The organism is Myceligenerans crystallogenes, from assembly GCF_039529775.1.
Classification (GTDB): Bacteria; Actinomycetota; Actinomycetes; order Actinomycetales; family Cellulomonadaceae; genus Myceligenerans; species Myceligenerans crystallogenes.
The window spans coordinates 49,790-64,666 of the sequence record NZ_BAAANL010000012.1 but is presented as its reverse complement, the minus strand read 5'-3'; the positions used below and the strand labels follow the sequence as shown (position 1 = coordinate 64,666).

At 69.7% G+C, this 14,877-nt stretch carries 13 protein-coding genes and 1 pseudogene; 8 read left to right on the top strand and 6 right to left on the bottom strand.

Annotated features, from left to right (window positions below; all coding sequences use genetic code 11):
* Positions 1 to 23: 23 nt before the first annotated feature.
* From ABD208_RS20060 to ABD208_RS20050, 3 genes are read right to left on the bottom strand one after another with little or no spacing between them, the layout of a single operon-like run.
* Positions 24 to 3,329 (bottom strand): ATP-binding protein, encoded by a 3,306-nt coding sequence (locus ABD208_RS20060; protein ID WP_344106528.1) that lies wholly within the window; start codon positions 3,327 to 3,329, stop codon positions 24 to 26.
* A gap of 2 nt (positions 3,330 to 3,331) precedes the next feature.
* A complete protein-coding gene (locus ABD208_RS20055; protein ID WP_344106526.1) occupies positions 3,332 to 4,114 on the bottom strand; it encodes a DUF4194 domain-containing protein in 783 nt (260 codons plus the stop codon).
* Positions 4,111 to 5,616 carry a DUF3375 family protein gene (locus ABD208_RS20050; RefSeq protein ID WP_344106524.1) on the bottom strand — a complete coding sequence of 502 codons (1,506 nt, stop codon included), beginning with the start codon at positions 5,614 to 5,616 and terminating at the stop codon, positions 4,111 to 4,113. The genes ABD208_RS20055 and ABD208_RS20050 overlap by 4 nt, the downstream gene beginning before the upstream one ends.
* Positions 5,617 to 5,828: 212 nt before the next feature.
* Between ABD208_RS20050 and ABD208_RS20045 the strand changes: the two genes are divergently transcribed.
* The 8 genes from ABD208_RS20045 (at position 5,829) to ABD208_RS20010 (ending at position 11,679) form a co-directional block, all read left to right on the top strand.
* Entirely contained in the window at positions 5,829 to 6,050 is a 222-nt protein-coding gene (locus ABD208_RS20045) for a helix-turn-helix domain-containing protein (protein ID WP_344106522.1), read from the top strand.
* A 157-nt stretch (positions 6,051 to 6,207) separates the two neighbouring features.
* Positions 6,208 to 6,888 (top strand): YdcF family protein, encoded by a 681-nt coding sequence (locus tag ABD208_RS20040; RefSeq protein WP_344106520.1) that lies wholly within the window; start codon positions 6,208 to 6,210, stop codon positions 6,886 to 6,888.
* Between the two features lie 119 nt (positions 6,889 to 7,007).
* Complete coding sequence (locus tag ABD208_RS20035; RefSeq protein ID WP_344106518.1) at positions 7,008 to 7,319, top strand: DUF1232 domain-containing protein; 312 nt, start codon at positions 7,008 to 7,010, stop codon at positions 7,317 to 7,319.
* Between the two features lie 49 nt (positions 7,320 to 7,368).
* A complete protein-coding gene (locus ABD208_RS20030) occupies positions 7,369 to 8,280 on the top strand; it encodes a hypothetical protein (protein ID WP_344106516.1) in 912 nt (303 codons plus the stop codon).
* Between the two features lie 286 nt (positions 8,281 to 8,566).
* Positions 8,567 to 9,181 (top strand): DUF4126 domain-containing protein, encoded by a 615-nt coding sequence (locus ABD208_RS20025; RefSeq protein ID WP_344106514.1) that lies wholly within the window; start codon positions 8,567 to 8,569, stop codon positions 9,179 to 9,181.
* Between the two features lie 65 nt (positions 9,182 to 9,246).
* Positions 9,247 to 9,870 carry a 1-acyl-sn-glycerol-3-phosphate acyltransferase gene (locus ABD208_RS20020; RefSeq protein ID WP_344106512.1) on the top strand — a complete coding sequence of 208 codons (624 nt, stop codon included), beginning with the start codon at positions 9,247 to 9,249 and terminating at the stop codon, positions 9,868 to 9,870.
* A complete protein-coding gene (locus ABD208_RS20015; RefSeq protein WP_344106509.1) occupies positions 9,867 to 10,349 on the top strand; it encodes a GNAT family N-acetyltransferase in 483 nt (160 codons plus the stop codon). Before ABD208_RS20020 ends, ABD208_RS20015 begins: the two co-directional genes overlap by 4 nt.
* 199 nt (positions 10,350 to 10,548) lie before the next feature.
* On the top strand, positions 10,549 to 11,679 hold the full coding sequence (locus ABD208_RS20010; RefSeq protein ID WP_344106506.1) for a GH12 family glycosyl hydrolase domain-containing protein: 1,131 nt from the start codon (positions 10,549 to 10,551) through the stop codon (positions 11,677 to 11,679).
* 139 nt (positions 11,680 to 11,818) lie between these two features.
* On the opposite strand, the gene ABD208_RS20005 is transcribed toward ABD208_RS20010, so the two are convergent.
* From ABD208_RS20005 to ABD208_RS20490, 3 genes and pseudogenes are all read right to left on the bottom strand, one after another.
* Entirely contained in the window at positions 11,819 to 12,829 is a 1,011-nt protein-coding gene (locus tag ABD208_RS20005) for a hypothetical protein (RefSeq protein WP_344106503.1), read from the bottom strand.
* A gap of 56 nt (positions 12,830 to 12,885) precedes the next feature.
* Positions 12,886 to 14,199 carry an ATP-binding protein gene (locus tag ABD208_RS20000; protein ID WP_344106501.1) on the bottom strand — a complete coding sequence of 438 codons (1,314 nt, stop codon included), beginning with the start codon at positions 14,197 to 14,199 and terminating at the stop codon, positions 12,886 to 12,888.
* Between the two features lie 321 nt (positions 14,200 to 14,520).
* A pseudogene (locus ABD208_RS20490) lies at positions 14,521 to 14,658 on the bottom strand (translation initiation factor IF-2 N-terminal domain-containing protein); the annotation flags it as partial.
* Between the last annotated feature and the right edge of the window lie 219 nt (positions 14,659 to 14,877).

The following is a 14,877-nucleotide window of genomic DNA, read 5'->3' as shown; positions in this document are numbered from 1 at the left end:
GCTCGACAACAGGCCGACTCGCACTACCTTCTGGCGGAGGGCACCGCCTCGCCGTCGGGGACCGGCGCCGCGGACAGGGTGACCACGTCGATGCGGGAGTCCTTGCCGTCCTGGCAGGTCGCCAGGCCGACGCCGCCCACGTACCGCTCCAGCGTCTGCAGCAGCTTCAGCGGGGTCGCCAGGATCATGTGGAACCCGAAGTCCCGGAACGTGTCCATCGCGGTGCGGGTGAACTCGGTGTCGGCCTTGTCGAAGGCCTCGTCCAGGATCACCGAGCCGTAGGCCGGCGTGCCGTCCGGCAGCGTCGCCAGGCGATACCGCAGCGCCGCGGCCAGGCAGAACACGACGAGCTTCTGGCGCTGCCCGCCGGACAGCCCGGCCGACGAGTCGTGCACGTCCAGCGTCATCCCGGACGCGTCCAGCTCCACCCCGGTGAACCGCACGTGCCGGCGCGTGTCCAGGCACAGGGTGCGCCACGCGCGGTCGGCGGGGTCCGCCGACCCGAGCCGGCGCATCACCGCCTCCAGCCGCGGCAGCGCGGCCGCCCGGTCCGTGGCCAGCCCGTCGAGCGCGTCCAGGAACTCGCGGACCGCCGCGGGCTGCTGTTCCCTGACCCGGATCTCCAGGAACCGCCCGGGCGCGTACTCCGACCGGCGCAGCGAGTCGTTCACCGGCACGATCCGCTCGCGGATCACGCCGGGCGCCTGCCGGATCTCGGCCGCGAGCCGGTCCAGGGCACGCTGCGCGACCCCGGCCAGCATCTGCTCCAGCTCGGCCTCCAGCTCCGGCAGCCGCCGGGTCCGCACGGACTCGGCGAGCTCCAGGTACCGCGCCCGGTCGCCCACGCCCGCACCCAGGTCCCGGGTCAGCGCCGGCCAGCTCCGCCGGAACTCCGCGAGCAGCCCGGTGATCTCCCGTTCGGCCGCCCCGGAGCTGCGCAGCCCCGCCTCGCGCTCGCCGTCCAGCGTGCGCGACACCGCCAGCGACACCTCGTCCACGACATCGTGCGTGACCGTCCGGCGCACCTGCGCGTACCGCCCCTCCAGCTCCTCGCGATGGGCGTCCGGGATCGCGTCCGGCGCCGACGCGCCGCGCAGCTGCTCCACCACCCGCTCGATCGCGCGCCGCGCCGCCCGCGCCTCCGCGAGCACGTCCGCCGCCACGGCGGCCGTGACGCGGGCCGCGGACAGCCGCTCCTCCGCCTCCTCGACGTCGTGCTCGGCCGTGGCCAGATCCTGCGTGCCGGTGAGCAGCGAGTCGAACGTGCGCTGCGCCTCCGCGAGGTTCTGCTCGGCCGACTCGATGTCGACGTCGTGCCACTCGCGCCGCTGCACCTGCCGCAGCGCGAACACCCGCTGCAGCCGGTCGCGCTCGGCGTTCGTCGCCGCGGCGACGGCGTCCTCGGCCGCGGTCAGCCGCGCCTGCACGTCCCGTGCCTGCCCCAGCAGGTGGTCGAGCTTGTCCGTGATGTCGTCGCCGAGGATCCGCGCGCCCGGGTCGGCGGCGTCGTGCACCGCGAGGTGATCGCCCGCGTGCTTCACCTGACCCGCGGGCGTGACCGCCCGTTCGACGTCGTCGAAGTCCTCGGTGCCGGCCACGCAGCGGTAGTCGAAGTCCGACAGCCGGTGGTGCAGCCAGGGCGCGCCCGGCACGTCGGCCACCTCGACCTTGTGGATCAGCGAGTCCGGGTGCGACGCCGCGCGCGGCGCGTCGGCGCGCACCCCCACCACCTGGAACTCCAGGTCGATGCCCGACGACGACGCCACCGCCTCACGCACCACGTCCTGGTAGGCGGCCGGGACGAGCAGGATCGTGGCCAGCGGGCGCAGCACCTTCTCGATCGCCCCGGCCCACTGCTCCTGGCCGGACCGGACCCGCAGCAGCTCCGCCGCGAACCGCAGCGCGGACTCGGCGATCCCCGTCACCTCGCACAGCTTCCGCCGCGCCGCGATCAGCTCGGCCGGGAGATTGCTGCGCGACGTGCGCAGCGCCTGCACCTGCGCCGAGATCCGCGCGTGCTCCGCCACGACGGCCGCCCGCGCCTCGTGCGCCTTGCGCATCTGCGCCGCCGGGCCCGTCAGGACCGGCGTCGCGCCCGTCACGGCGTCCCCGCCCGCCGCCGCCAGCTCCGTGCGCGCCAGCTCCCGCAGCGCCGAGAACTCCGCGAACGACTCCGGCGGCGTCAGCCCCACCGACTGCAGGTCCGCCGCCAGCTCCGACCGGCGCGAGCGCACCAGCGCCGCGATCTCGCCCGCCCGCTGCAGCCGGTCGCCCTGCGTGGCCATCGCCTGACCGCCGCGCACCTGCGCCACGCTCACCGCCTGCCGATGGGCGCTCACGGCCTGCTCCAACTCCGCCTCGGCCGCCTCCCGGTCGTTCGCCGCCGTGTCCTCGGACCGCTGCGCGTCGGCCAGCGCCGCCGCGGCCAGCTCCAGCTTGACCATGTCCCGGTACGGCTCCAGCGACCCGCGCAGCGTCGCCGCCTGCACCGCCGAGCGCGCGCCGTCGTCGTACTGCCGGCACAACGGCACCAGCCGGTCCAGCGCCTCCAGCTGCCGCCGCGCGTCGTCGATCCGCGCGTGCGCGCGCGTCACCTCCGCGAACTGCTGCGCCGCGGCCTCCGCCAGGCCGAACGTGATCGGCTCGTCGAGCATGTAGTCCCGGAACAGGTCGTCCAGGCTGCCCAGGTTCTTCGCCGACTGCGTCCGGTGCAGCAGCACCAGCGCGCTCGGGTCGCCGACGCCGAGGCGCTCGCTGAACGCCCCGGCGAAAGCGGCGTGCCGGTCCGAGACGGTGGCCTCCGGCAGGTGCTTGCGCAGACCCGGGGCGTCCAGGCCGGTGCGGACGAACGGCTCGAGGTCGAGCAGGTCGGCCTCTCCCGGCTGGTGCACGAACAGGTCCGCCACCCGGTCGGAGCCCCGCCGCAGCAGCATGAGCCGCACGAGCGTGGCGGCGTGCCCGGCGCCGTCCTCGTAACGCAGCAGCACGCCGCTCCACGTGGTGGACGGCCGCAGCGTGTCCGCGACCGCCTCGCCCGTCGCCTCGTCCGTCCGGTGCCGCCACGCGCCGCGCACGTAGCTCGCCACGGACCGGTCCCCGCGGCCCGTGCCGCCCGCGACCGAGGCCGCGGCCGCGTTGAACCGCAGGTCCGACGGCGGCGTGAGCACCGCCGCCACGGCGTCCACCAGCGAGGACTTGCCCGATCCGGAGTGACCGGTCAGCAGGAAGCCCTCCCGCGCCACGTCGATCCGGTGGTGGCCCGGGAACGTGCCCCAGTTGACGATCTCGACGCGCGCGAGGCGCCACTGCCCGGGGTTGATGCCCTGCATGATCACAGTCCCTCCCGGCTGAATCGTGCGTACTCGTTGCGGACCGCCTCGATCTCCTCCGCGCCGAACAGCGTGCGCAGCACGGGGGAGATCACCGCGCGGCGCTCGCTGCCCGGCACCGGCCGCAGGATCCCGGCGTCGGCGAGCCGCTTCCAGCCCGCGGCGACCCCGCCGTCGAATCCCGCGCCGTCCAGCCCGCCGCCGTCGGGGCTGCTGCGCCGCCGGAAGGGGCGCAGCTCGTCCATCACGTCGTCCAGGTCCGCGACGACGTCGCTGCCCGGCGCCTCCAGCAGGCGCGAGCGCAGGTGCAGCAGCAGCACCGTGTCCGCGAACGTCAGCGGCAGCTCCCGCACGACCGGCGGGGCACCGGACGCCGCCGCGGCGTCGCGCACGAACGCGATCTGCTCGTCGTGGTCCAGCACCAGGTCCAGGTACAGGTCGGCGAGCCGGCTGCGCACCGCGTCGAGGTGGGTGACCAGGTCGCGCCACGCGGCGCCGTCGTCGGCCGCCGACACGTGCGGTCCGCGCACGAGCGCGGCCAGGGCCCGCCGCGCGGGCGCGGGCAGCGTGCCGGGGTCGCCCGGCCAGAGCCGGGCGACCGGCGGGTCCGCCGGCGGTGCCGGCGGGTTCCCGCCCGCGGCGCCCTGGGCCGCGGCGTTCAGATCGGCCGACGACGGCGGGGGCGGGGCCGGCGCCTCCGGCGGGGTCCCCGGCCGGCGCGGGGGTGCGGGCTGCCCGGCCCCGCCCGGGCGGGAGTTGCTCAGATGTTCCATGGGTCCGGTCACGGGACGGGCTCCTCGAAGCGGTGGCGGGGGAGTCGGGCATGACGGAAGGTGCCGTCGGGTCCGGGCCAGGCGACGTCCTCGGCCTCGCCGGTGCGGCGCGCGTGCCGCTCGGCCAGCGCGAGCAGCCCGATGATGCTGGCCAGGCCCTGGGTCGCGGGATGCACGCGCAGCACCTCTCCGATCGTCGCGGCGCCCCGGCGGGCCACGACGTCGTTCACGTAGCCGCGCAGCTCGTCGTCGTCGATCTCGGCGGCGCGGGCGAGCGCGCGCAACGCGGCCAGGTCCACGGGCGCCCCGGACCCGGCCGGGGCCGCGGGCCGGGGCCGCACCAGCGGCGCGGGACGGTCGTCGGCGGGGTCGTGGGGGACGACGCCGGACGGGGAGACCGGGGCGACCGCCGGGAGCTTCAGGACCAGGCTCGTGGGCGTGTGCGGGGGGACGTCGTCGGCGAGCTCCAGGGCCGCGGCCTCCGCCTCGCGCAGCAGGCCCGCCAGTGCCCGCTCGAGGGGCAGGTCGCCCGACCGGGCCGCGCGCTGCAGCGCGCGGCGCAGCGCCGTCATGGTGCCCGTCGCCTCGTCGGTGGCGGCGCGCAGGTCCGCCACGAGGCGGCGCAGCGCCGCCACCTCGCCCGAGGTGAGCTCCGCGGTGGCGCCGGGGGCCTGCAGCAGGCGGGTGACGTGCGCGACGGCGTCGTGCTCGCCGTCGTCCAGGAGATCGCCGAAGGCCGTCAGGCCGCGGCCGGCGGGGGTGTCGCCGAGGTGGTCGACGCCGCGGAAGACGTCGTCGACGAAGGCGTCGCGGGTGGGGCCGGACGCGGTCAGCTCGCGGCGCAGCCCGGCGTCGGCCGACGTCAGGTCGGCACGGACGCGGAGCAGGTCGGCGGGGACGTCGGCGGCCAGCGCCAGGATCTCCCGGGCGCGCTCCGCGGCGTCCCCGGGCGCGAGCGGGGTCACGGTGCCGTGCCGGACGGCGTCGATCTCGGCGTCGAGCCGCGCGCGCCGGGCGCGCAGCGCGGCGAGGCGGGTCTCGGGGTCCGGCTCGGCGTCGTCGGCGAGGTCGCGCAGCGCGCCGAGGACGATCGCCAGGCGCGCGGGCGTCGCGACCGGATGGGGGCGCGCGAGCCGGGCGACGAACGCGACCGCCGCCAGGCCGCCGTCGGACAGCTCGATCTGCTCGATCTGCTCGATCTGCTCGGGCTGCCCCGGGGCGTGCGGGCCGTCCGGGGTGACGCACGGGCGGCGCACCAGGATCCCGTCGCGCAACCACTCGGCGACCTGGGAGCGCGCGGACGGGGCGAGGTCGAAGCCCTGGCGGCGGAGCTCGGCGATCTCGTCCTCGAGGCGTGCGACGAGATCGGCCTCGGACAGGTGGCGCGTGCCGCGCGCGAGATGGCGCCCGAGCAGCGCGACGGCGGCTGCGGCATCCGTGGACCGCAGCAACAGCCACGCCGGGTGCTCGCCGGCGAGGCGTCGCGCGGTACGCGCGGTGGAGACGGTGCCCATGGGCGCTGAGAGTACCGGGAAATGGTGACCGTTATGAGGCAGGCCATTACCTGACGTCGGACGGTGTCGCAACATTTCGGAGTTTCGCCGGAGTCAAAAGGTGACAGCTGAAAACTAGATGATTACGTTCGGGTCCGGACAGGGTCTGCCGGCGAGCAATCGTCCGGCGGACCTTGTCGTGCGTCCAGCCGGATCACACCACGGAGGTGCCGTTGACCACTGCAGCCGAGATCCTCGCCCGTGTGCGCCGGGACAAGGGGGTCAGCATGAGCGCGATGGCCGAGATGGCAGACGTTGCGGCGTCGACCGTCAGCAGGATCGAGAACGGCAGGTTCGAGCCGACCTACCGGCTGCTGGCCCAGGTGATCGAGGCGTCCGGGTTCCACATCCGGGTCGAGGTCTGCCTCGACGGCTGCCTCGAGAAGGAGTCGTGACATGGAGGATCCATCCGCTACGTTGTACCCGCATGCCGCTGGAAAACGATCGGAAGCGCGTCGCGACATGAAAGAACAGACCGATGGCGGACGGCATCCGGGCGACGGTACGCCCCCCGACCGTGCCGCGCGACGCTCTGAGACGTATGGTCCAGATATGCCGAACGTCATGATCCCCGCCGGTGTGCGGAGCGACGTCGAGACGCTGTGGGCTTTTCACGACCTGCGCCAGGAGCCCCGGGCCGTCGACGTGTGCATCGGGCTCGGCGGGCACGACACAGGAGTCGCCGACTACACGGCAGCCCTCTACCACGAGGGCTACTTCCCCCGGATCGTCTTCACCGGCGCCAACGCGACCACCACCGTCGCCGCGTTCCCGCGCGGGGAGGCGGTCGGCTACCGCGACCGGGCCGTCGCGCGCGGCGTGCCCGACGACGTCGTCCTCGTCGAGCCGGAGGCGCGCAACACCGCCGAGAACGTCGAGTACAGCCGGCGGGTGCTCGCCGAGCGCGGGATCGAGGTGGGCTCGGTCATGTTCGTGACCAAGCCCTATCACCAGCGGCGGGTCCACGCGACGTGCGCGGTGGTGTGGCCCGAGGTGCAGGCCTACTGCGTCTCGCCGCCCATGCCGCTCGACGACTACGTGTCGAGCATCGGCGACGTCGACCGCGTGATCGACATGCTGGTCGGCGACACGCAGCGGTTGACCGTCTACGCCGAGCGCGGGTTCATCGCGGCCGGGCAGGACATGCCCGGCCCGGTGCGGGCGGCGTTCGACCGGCTGGTCGAGGCGGGGTACACGAGCCGGCTCGTGCCGGAGGAGCCGGTCCGCGTCTGAGGCGTGGCGCCGGCCGGAAGACGGGTCCGGGTTGCCGCAGGGTTTCGGCAGGGTGTCGGCATACCGGTCTTTGACGACGAGTCTGGCGGGCCGCTGACTTCTCCGATACGTTCGTGCGCATGAACTGGAAGGAAATCCTCGCGCTCGTCGCCTCGATCGGGACCATCGCGAGCCCGATCGACATCATCCCCGATTTCCTCGGTCCGCTCGGTCTGGCCGACGACGCGGTCGCCGTCGTCGTCGCCGGGATCACCCTGTACAAGGCGGTCAAGACGCTGCGCGCGGCGCGTGCGGCGAAGGCGGCCGGCGAGGCCGCGGGCGACGCCGCCAAGGGCGCGCCGAAGCCGCCGCCCGCGTCCCCCGCTCCGGGCGGCCCCGGCAAGGGCCCGCGGATCATCGTCGACCCGCCCGAACAGGGCGGCCGCCGGTAGCGGGAAGTAGTCCGGACGTATGCCCGGTTCTGGTATTTTCGCTCCCACGATGACTGACAGGAGTGAGACGGTGAGCGAGCCGGGTACGCAGGGGACCACTGCGAGCGCAGAGGGTGCAGTGGAGGCGGTGGCGGCACCTGCCGCCGAGGTGGCCGGGGCGCAGACGGCGCCCGTGGCGGACCAGGTGAGCGGCGCCGGGCAGGCGGACGAGATCGCGCCGGCCGCGCCGGTGACGGAAGCGGCGGCGGCCCCCGCTGTCGGCCAGACGGCTCCGGCCGAGGCGGTGCCGGCGGTGGTGGCGGAGGCTCCCGCGGTGGCCGAGGCGCCTGCTCCGGCGGTGGCGGAGACTCCCGCAGTGGCCCAGGCGCCTGCTCCCGCGGTGGCGGCGGCTCCCACGGCAGCGGAGACGCCCGCTCCCGCGGCGGCCGAGACTCCCGTGGCGGCCGCGGAAGAGGCGGAGCGGCCCGGGGGCGGCCTCGAGGCGAAGGCCGCGGAGCAGCTGCACGCGCTGGTCGAGAAGGGCGCGGACCTCATCCCGGGTGAGCAGGGCGGGATGGTGTCGCGGTTCGCGGTGGCGCTGGCGTCGTTCGGCAGCGCGATGACGGAGAAGGGCGAGAAGGACACGTCCGCCCTCGCGCGGGACGCGGTCGGGGTGTTCAAGAGCCTCGACGGCGACGCGGACAAGCAGCGGGCCGCGCTGGAGACGGCGATCTCGGACCTCGGGTCCAACCTCATCGGCGAGCAGGAGCGCGACAAGGTGCTCGACGTCGCCCAGCAGGCGATGAACCTGTGGAAGAGCTCCGGCGGGGGCGTCGCGGGCGCGGCCGGAGCGGCGGCGGCGATCGCGAAGTCGGACAGCGCCCTGTCCCTGCGTTCGCTGGCCGGCCTCCTGCGCCGCGACGGCGACGAGGACGGCGCGGCGAAGACGGAACAGGAAGCCAGCAAGCTCGAGGAGAAGTAACCGCGCCGGCTCGGCGAGTTCGTCCAGGACGCTCACCTCGCCGTTCGGCGCCGGTTCTCCGGGCACGGGCGCGAACGGTCCGAACCAGGGCGTGATCGCAGTACGCTTGTCCCAGACTTCCGGCGCCTTGCGCCGGCGGGATCCGAAATGAGACAGCGGATCGCGAAGACCCCGCGGGTCCACAACCGCGGGGTCTTCGTGTGCCCGGAGCCGATGCGAAGATCACGGATCGGACAACGGAGGCGATTCTTCATCGACTGCCGGCGTCTCGTGGAACACTCGGGGCATGCTCGAACTTGCTACCGGTAGTGGCCTCGCCATGGCGGCGGGGGTCAACGCCTGGATCCCGCTGCTGCTGCTCGGACTGCTGTCGCGGTTCAGCGACCTGCTCTCGCTGCCGGCGGGGTGGCAGTGGCTGGAGAACCCCTGGGTGATGGTGATCCTCGGGGTGCTGCTCGTCGTCGAGATCGTGGCCGACAAGATCCCCGCGCTGGACTCGGTGAACGACGTGCTGCAGACGGTCATCCGCCCCACCGCGGGCGGCATCGCGTTCGGCGCGGGTTCCGCCTCGGAGACGGTCACGGTGTCGGACCCGCAGGCCTTCTTCGAGGGCGGCGAGTGGATCACGGTGACCGTCGGCGTCGTGCTCGCGCTGGTGGTGCACGCCGCCAAGGCCGGCGGGCGGGTCATCACGAACGCGGTCAGCGGCGGTACCGCCGCGCCGGTGATGAGCACGGTGGAGGACGCCGCCGCCGTCGGCGTGTCCTTCCTCGGGATCACGCTGCCGTTCCTCATGATCCCGGTGCTGATCCTGTTCGCGATCGGGTTGATCCTCATCGTGCGGGGCGTGCGCAAGCACCGCCGCCTCAAGCAGATCGACGAGGCGTACGGGACGGCATGACGATCTGGGAGACTGGGACGTTCTCGCCCCGGCGCCCACGAAGAAACCCAGGGACACCGACACGCATGTCACCCTCACGCACGCCCGCCCCCCTTCGCGCCGTCCGCCGTGCGGGCGCCCGGCTGATCTGGCTCCTGGCCGGCTACCGCCTGGCGCCCAGTACCGCGCCGAGCCGGCCGACGGTGTTCATCGGCGCGCCGCACACCTCGAACACGGACTTCTTCCTCATGCTCGCGATCGCCTGGGAGCTGGACGTGCGGATCAAGTTCCTCATCAAGGACTCGTGGCTGAAGGGGCCGCTGCGCGGGCTCATCACGTCCCTCGGCGGCGTCGCGGTGGATCGCGCCAACCCGGCGGGGATCGTCGACCAGCTCCTGGACGGGATGCGCTCCGGCGCGGTGTCGCACCTGGTGGTGACACCCGAGGGGACCCGCTCGGCCGGTTCCGGCTACTGGAAGTCGGGCTTCTACCGGATCGCGCTGGCGGCCGGGATGCCGGTCACCCTCGGCTACGTCGACGGCGAGCGGCGGCTGGCCGGGCTCGGCCCCGCGCTGGAGCTGACGGGCGACGTGCGCGCCGACATGGACCGGATCCGCGCGTTCTACGCCGACAAGAGCGGCGTGAAGCCCGCCAACCGCACCGAGCCCCGCCTCCGGTCGGAGGACGAGCCGCCGGAGGCCGTCGCATGAGGCTGCGCACGGCCCGGATGTCCGACGCCGCCACCGGCGCCCGCATCCACCACGAGATGTGGGTGAGCACGTACGGTGACATGCTGCCCGCCTCGTTCTGGGAGAGCCACACGCTCGAGAAGCGGGAGACGGCCTGGCGGCGGCACCTCGCGCTCGGCTGGAAGCCCGTTCTGGCGGAGGCCGGCGGCGAGGTCGTGGGGTTCGCGCACGCGGAGCAGGCCCGCACGCAGCACGGCGTGGTCCCGGCGCGCGAGCGCCAGCTGTTCATGCTGTACGTGCTCGCCGAGCACCACGGCACGGGGGTCGGGCAGGCGCTGCTCGACGCCGCGACGCCGCCGGGTGAGCCGTGCCAGCTGTGGGTCGCCGAGGACAACCCCCGCGCCCGGCGCTTCTACGAGCGCAACGGCTTCGTGGCGGACGGCGCCAGGATCAACGACGAGAACTTCCCGGGCATCACCGAGCTCCGCATGGTGCGCTGAGGCGTCCGCGCCATCGCGGCGCAGGCGCAATTCGCGCAGGAGAGCGCGTTCATCCGCGATTTCAGCCTGCGCATCCGCAGCGGGCGTCGTCGTCGGCCTAAATCGTTTCGAGGCGGCGACCCGCGGCCCTTTCCGTGCCTACGCTCCCCAGCGTCCGCAGGGGCGGTTCGCCGCCCCGTAGAGAGCACGAGGGAGTGCCATGAAATCAACGACCGCACCGGCGGGTGCCCTGCGCAGGGCCCTGCTCGCCGCGCTCGCCGTCCTCGGGATGACGCTGACCGGCCTCGCCTCGGCCGCGCCCGCCAGCGCCGCCGAGATCTGCGAGAAGTACGGGTCCACCACCGCAGGCAGCTACGTGATCATGAACAACAAGTGGGGCACCGACGCCACCCAGTGCATCAACACCACCTCCAACGGTTTCCAGATCACCCGGCAGGAGGGCACGGGCAACACGTCGGGCGCGCCGGTCTCGTACCCGGCGATCTACTTCGGCTGCCACTACTCGAACTGCTCGCCGGGCTCGCCGCTGCCCAAGCAGATCAGCACGATCGGCAGCGCGCCGTCGTCGGTCTCGTTCTCCTACAACGCCTCGGGCGCGACGTACGACGCCGCGTACGACATCTGGCTGAACCCGACCAGCAGCGTCACGGGCGTTCAGGCCAGCGAGATCATGATCTGGTTCAACAAGCAGGGCAACATCCAGCCGATCGGCTCGCGCAAGGGCACCGCCACGGTCGCCGGGCGCACCTGGGACGTGTGGACCGGGAGCAACGGTGCCAACAACGTGGTGTCCTACGTCTCGGCGAGCCCGCTGAACTCGCTGAACTTCGACATCATGGACTTCGTGCGGAACTCGTTCGTGCAGGGCGGGTCGCAGTTCGGCAACTCCAGCTGGTACCTGTCGAGCGTGCAGGCCGGTTTCGAGCCGTGGATCGGGGGCGCCGGGCTCGCGGTGAACTCCTTCTCGGCCTCGGTCCAGGGCGGCACCTACACGCCGCCGCCGTCGACCACCCCGCCGCCGTCGACGACGACGCCCCCGCCCAGCGGCTCCGGCACCTGCTCGGCCGCGCTGCGCGTGGTCAACTCGTGGAGCGGCGGGTTCCAGGGTGAGGTCACGGTGAAGGCGAACAGCGCGATCAGCGGCTGGTCGACCGGCCTGTCCCTCGGCGGCGCCACGATCAGCCAGGTGTGGAACGGCTCGCTGAGCGGCTCCACGGTGTCGAACCTGAGCTGGAACGGCAACCTGGGCGCGGGGCAGTCCACCACCTACGGCTTCACGGCCGGCGGCTCGGCCCCGTCCTCGACGTCGGTCACCTGCACCGCGCGGTAGTTCCGCCGGTCGCGGGGTAGACCCTCCAGTAGGGTCTACCCCGCGAGTGATTAGGTTTCGATCACGATCCTTCTTTTTGGTAACTCATCCAGCCCACTTGTTGTTGATGGCGTTGGATTCGGAGCCTTAGCAGGTCGAACTAGGAAAGAGATTGCACCACAATCTTGCGCCACTTTTCTATGGTGAGCGCATCCGCATTGCTGATCATTCGCATGTGCGCAACGCGATTGCGAATTGGCACTATCTCGGTGCGTAGGCGGCTCCACATATGGCTTGCCAACCCGAGTTCTCCCAGTTGGCGCCGTTCGCGCAGGTCGAGCATCTCAGTTGTCGAAAGCCACTCGAGCGGGTCGCGAAGATCCCGGGCTCTTCGAGCCGACGGATGGGAGTCTCTTTGAGCCCGGCCGATTACTTCAGAGCGAAGTGGTTCCTCCAGCGAATTTTCGCGCCAGCCCTCTCCCATTTTCGTCATGAGCCCCTTCCTAATGGCGTTTCGCACCGCACGCTCAAGGATCCACATATTCGTAAACGTATCGGGAAGTGCAGGGGTGAATGACGTAGTCTCTGATGCAACCATTGCGCTAGCCCGTCGCAGCAGCTTGTGATCTAAACCGGTCATCCATCGAAGCTTTGTTTGATCTACCTGGACCAAGCCAGCGCCACGCAGGGCCTCCTGATGGACACGATCCAGGTGATCCAGACATTTCGTGGGTGAAAGGCCGGACTCCCAAAGGGCATCGGCAAGGGCAATTATGGTTCGATCGCCAAGTTCTCGAATTGAAAGCGCGACAAAGTCTACATCTTCCAAATCTGCAGGATCGACTTCGCCCGGTATGGCAAATATTTGCTTAGCATCATATATAACGTCGCTACCGACAGTCTCGGGAAAAGCAGTCTTGGGGGAGCGGGACACGATTGCAACGGACGTACCGCTCTCTACCACTGACATAGTCCGTTCGCGAATGCCACCTAAACTCTCGCCGCGAGTGCCGAGCAGCTCATCGAGACCATCAACCACAAGGATATGCGCATCCTGCGCAATAGTTCCGGGATCTGCTGTGGCGAACTCTCTCGCACGAATTCGCCGACCAGCGAGTTCCAGAACTGCGGACCTCTCCTCCTCGAAAAGGTTGCCCAGCTGAAAGAACACTATCGAATGTTGCGAAATCTTTGACCGGAGGCTTTCGGCCCATTCTGCTGTCGACATCAGATTAACTCCAGCAAGACGTTGACCTGGAATCGCCCAGAATCTTCAGAAATCAATCCTAGGCTCGATAGGTGATGGATCGCTTTATGCTCATCCTGGGCGATCTCGGCAAAATCCTGCGGTGAATCCTTTAGCAATTCAATCAGGACTCCTTCAGTAGGGTAGTAGCGTGTCAAGTGGTTGATCATCTCCTCGACATTGCCCGCGACTCCGCGCTTCCAGGGAATTAGCTGGTACTGAACATCAGGCTGCCGCATGATCCGCCGATATGTCTCCATGGGCAAAGTTCCGACAACTGCTGAGGCGAGATTTCGGTATAGGTATGCGTGGCCCCCGGATGCTTCATATAGCGCGTTGAGTGCACCCTTGTCGATTTCAATCCCCATCCTGGCGCCCAGCGTTGTGGCGAGGTTATCGGCATCTCTTCGCGACAGCGGTCCGACGTAGCGAGCTTTCGCCCAGGAGAATAGCGGGTTTGGTCGGCCATAAAGCCGGCCATTTTCGAGAATGTGATTCGTCAACCCTGCAAGGATAAAAGTAAAGTTTGGGTTCGACTGCGCGACAGCGCGTAGTGAGGCGAGCGCTTGTGCCAACGCTGGAAATTCTGCTTCTTGAGTGTCTACTTGGTCGGATGGGGTTAAATACTCAATTTCGTCGAGCAGTAAGACCAGTGTTTTCCCTGACCGGTCAAGCTTCTGTACTGCCGAGTCGAGTGCTGGCTTTAATGCGCTTACACTAGGTTCCTTTGAAACGCGCTCAAGCTCGCGGCATCGAATTCCATGCTCCGAGATGGCTGCTGATACGCGACTCGAAATTTCACGTACGAAGTCAGGAGTCGGATCGGTCGGAGGCGACGGCAGTGTTTCGAGGTCGATGAATGGAAGGAGAAGATTATCCGACGCAAGACTAGCGCGGAGTTCATGCAGAATGCTTGTCTTGCCGCTCTTCCGGAGACCGAAGAGGCCTGAAACTCGCTGATTTGCGATGTCGTCACGGAGCTCTTGAAGGAGGGTTGCGCGACCAAAAAACTTGTCACCGCTGACTGGCGTCGTTTCGTAGAACAGGTCGCGAGCGTAGATGTGATCGCGAAGCTGGTTAATGAGCGCGATTGGCTCTTCGCCGAGAGATGCTGGGAGCGGAATGGCAAGGAATTGGAGGCGTGACCAGTCTTTCAGACGCTCGGTTAGACGGTCATCGGGAGAACTAAAAAAGGCAACATCCGGTGTGACTTCGCGAGGAAGATTGGCCAGTTTATCTTTGGCAACCTTGAAGGTGCGAGCCTGTAGGTCGCGATATGGCGAATAGAAGAACATTATTTCTCGAGTGAGCCCGAATGCTGATTCGATAGCACCGCTAAACCGGACGAGTCCGAGTCCGCATTTCTTGCCATCGCTTGTCCGGAAGACGTCAGCATATACAAACTGGGATCCGAGCGCACCAAGCATTCTCCGATGAATGCGGGACTCGGGGAACTCTAGATGGAGTTGCTCAACGTGGTGGATGACATCCTTTGCCCTCGGTTCCTTTACTGGATTTGCCTGCCAAGTAAGTGTCGTTGCTGGCGTTGTGGGGAATGCCCTTTCTTGAACTTCGGGGACTGCTGACTCGGACGGAAAGAGGCCTCCAAAGTCCTCGTATACGCGACGTGCAACGGGATCTGCAACGGCACTCGACGCAGATACCACGTGTTCCCCGATCTTGCGCAGGTGGGCAATGACATCCGCGCTCGGGATTTGGAGGTCCCGAGCGATTTCGTGGACTCGCTGGCTCACGCATGTCCTCCGGTCCTTGGCGCCGCAGGTGCTGGAGAAGTGCTTTACGCACGAACGTGGCCTCACCTGCGACGACGCCACAAGTGCTCAGCATGCCACATGCGATCGGTGAAGTCCCGATGTACGGCTCGAATCACCCGGTGCCTCCCGCTCTCGGTGAGCCTGCGAGTCGGGGCAAAGCGTCGTTGTGACCGTCTCGGCAGTGGTTCTGCCAGATCG

Bases quoted from the DNA above. Each gene is read 5' to 3' on its own strand.
- ABD208_RS20060 (WP_344106528.1), bottom strand. From the start codon at position 3,329: ATGCAGGGCATCAACCCCGGGCAGTGGCGCCTCGCGCGCGTCGAGATC.
- ABD208_RS20050 (WP_344106524.1), bottom strand. From the start codon at position 5,616: ATGGGCACCGTCTCCACCGCGCGTACCGCGCGACGCCTCGCCGGCGAG.
- ABD208_RS20040 (WP_344106520.1), top strand. From the start codon at position 6,208: ATGCCGAACGTCATGATCCCCGCCGGTGTGCGGAGCGACGTCGAGACG.
- ABD208_RS20035 (WP_344106518.1), top strand. From the start codon at position 7,008: ATGAACTGGAAGGAAATCCTCGCGCTCGTCGCCTCGATCGGGACCATC.
- ABD208_RS20030 (WP_344106516.1), top strand. From the start codon at position 7,369: ATGACTGACAGGAGTGAGACGGTGAGCGAGCCGGGTACGCAGGGGACC.
- ABD208_RS20025 (WP_344106514.1), top strand. From the start codon at position 8,567: ATGCTCGAACTTGCTACCGGTAGTGGCCTCGCCATGGCGGCGGGGGTC.
- ABD208_RS20020 (WP_344106512.1), top strand. From the start codon at position 9,247: ATGTCACCCTCACGCACGCCCGCCCCCCTTCGCGCCGTCCGCCGTGCG.
- ABD208_RS20015 (WP_344106509.1), top strand. From the start codon at position 9,867: ATGAGGCTGCGCACGGCCCGGATGTCCGACGCCGCCACCGGCGCCCGC.
- ABD208_RS20010 (WP_344106506.1), top strand. From the start codon at position 10,549: ATGAAATCAACGACCGCACCGGCGGGTGCCCTGCGCAGGGCCCTGCTC.
- ABD208_RS20000 (WP_344106501.1), bottom strand. From the start codon at position 14,199: ATGTTCTTCTATTCGCCATATCGCGACCTACAGGCTCGCACCTTCAAG.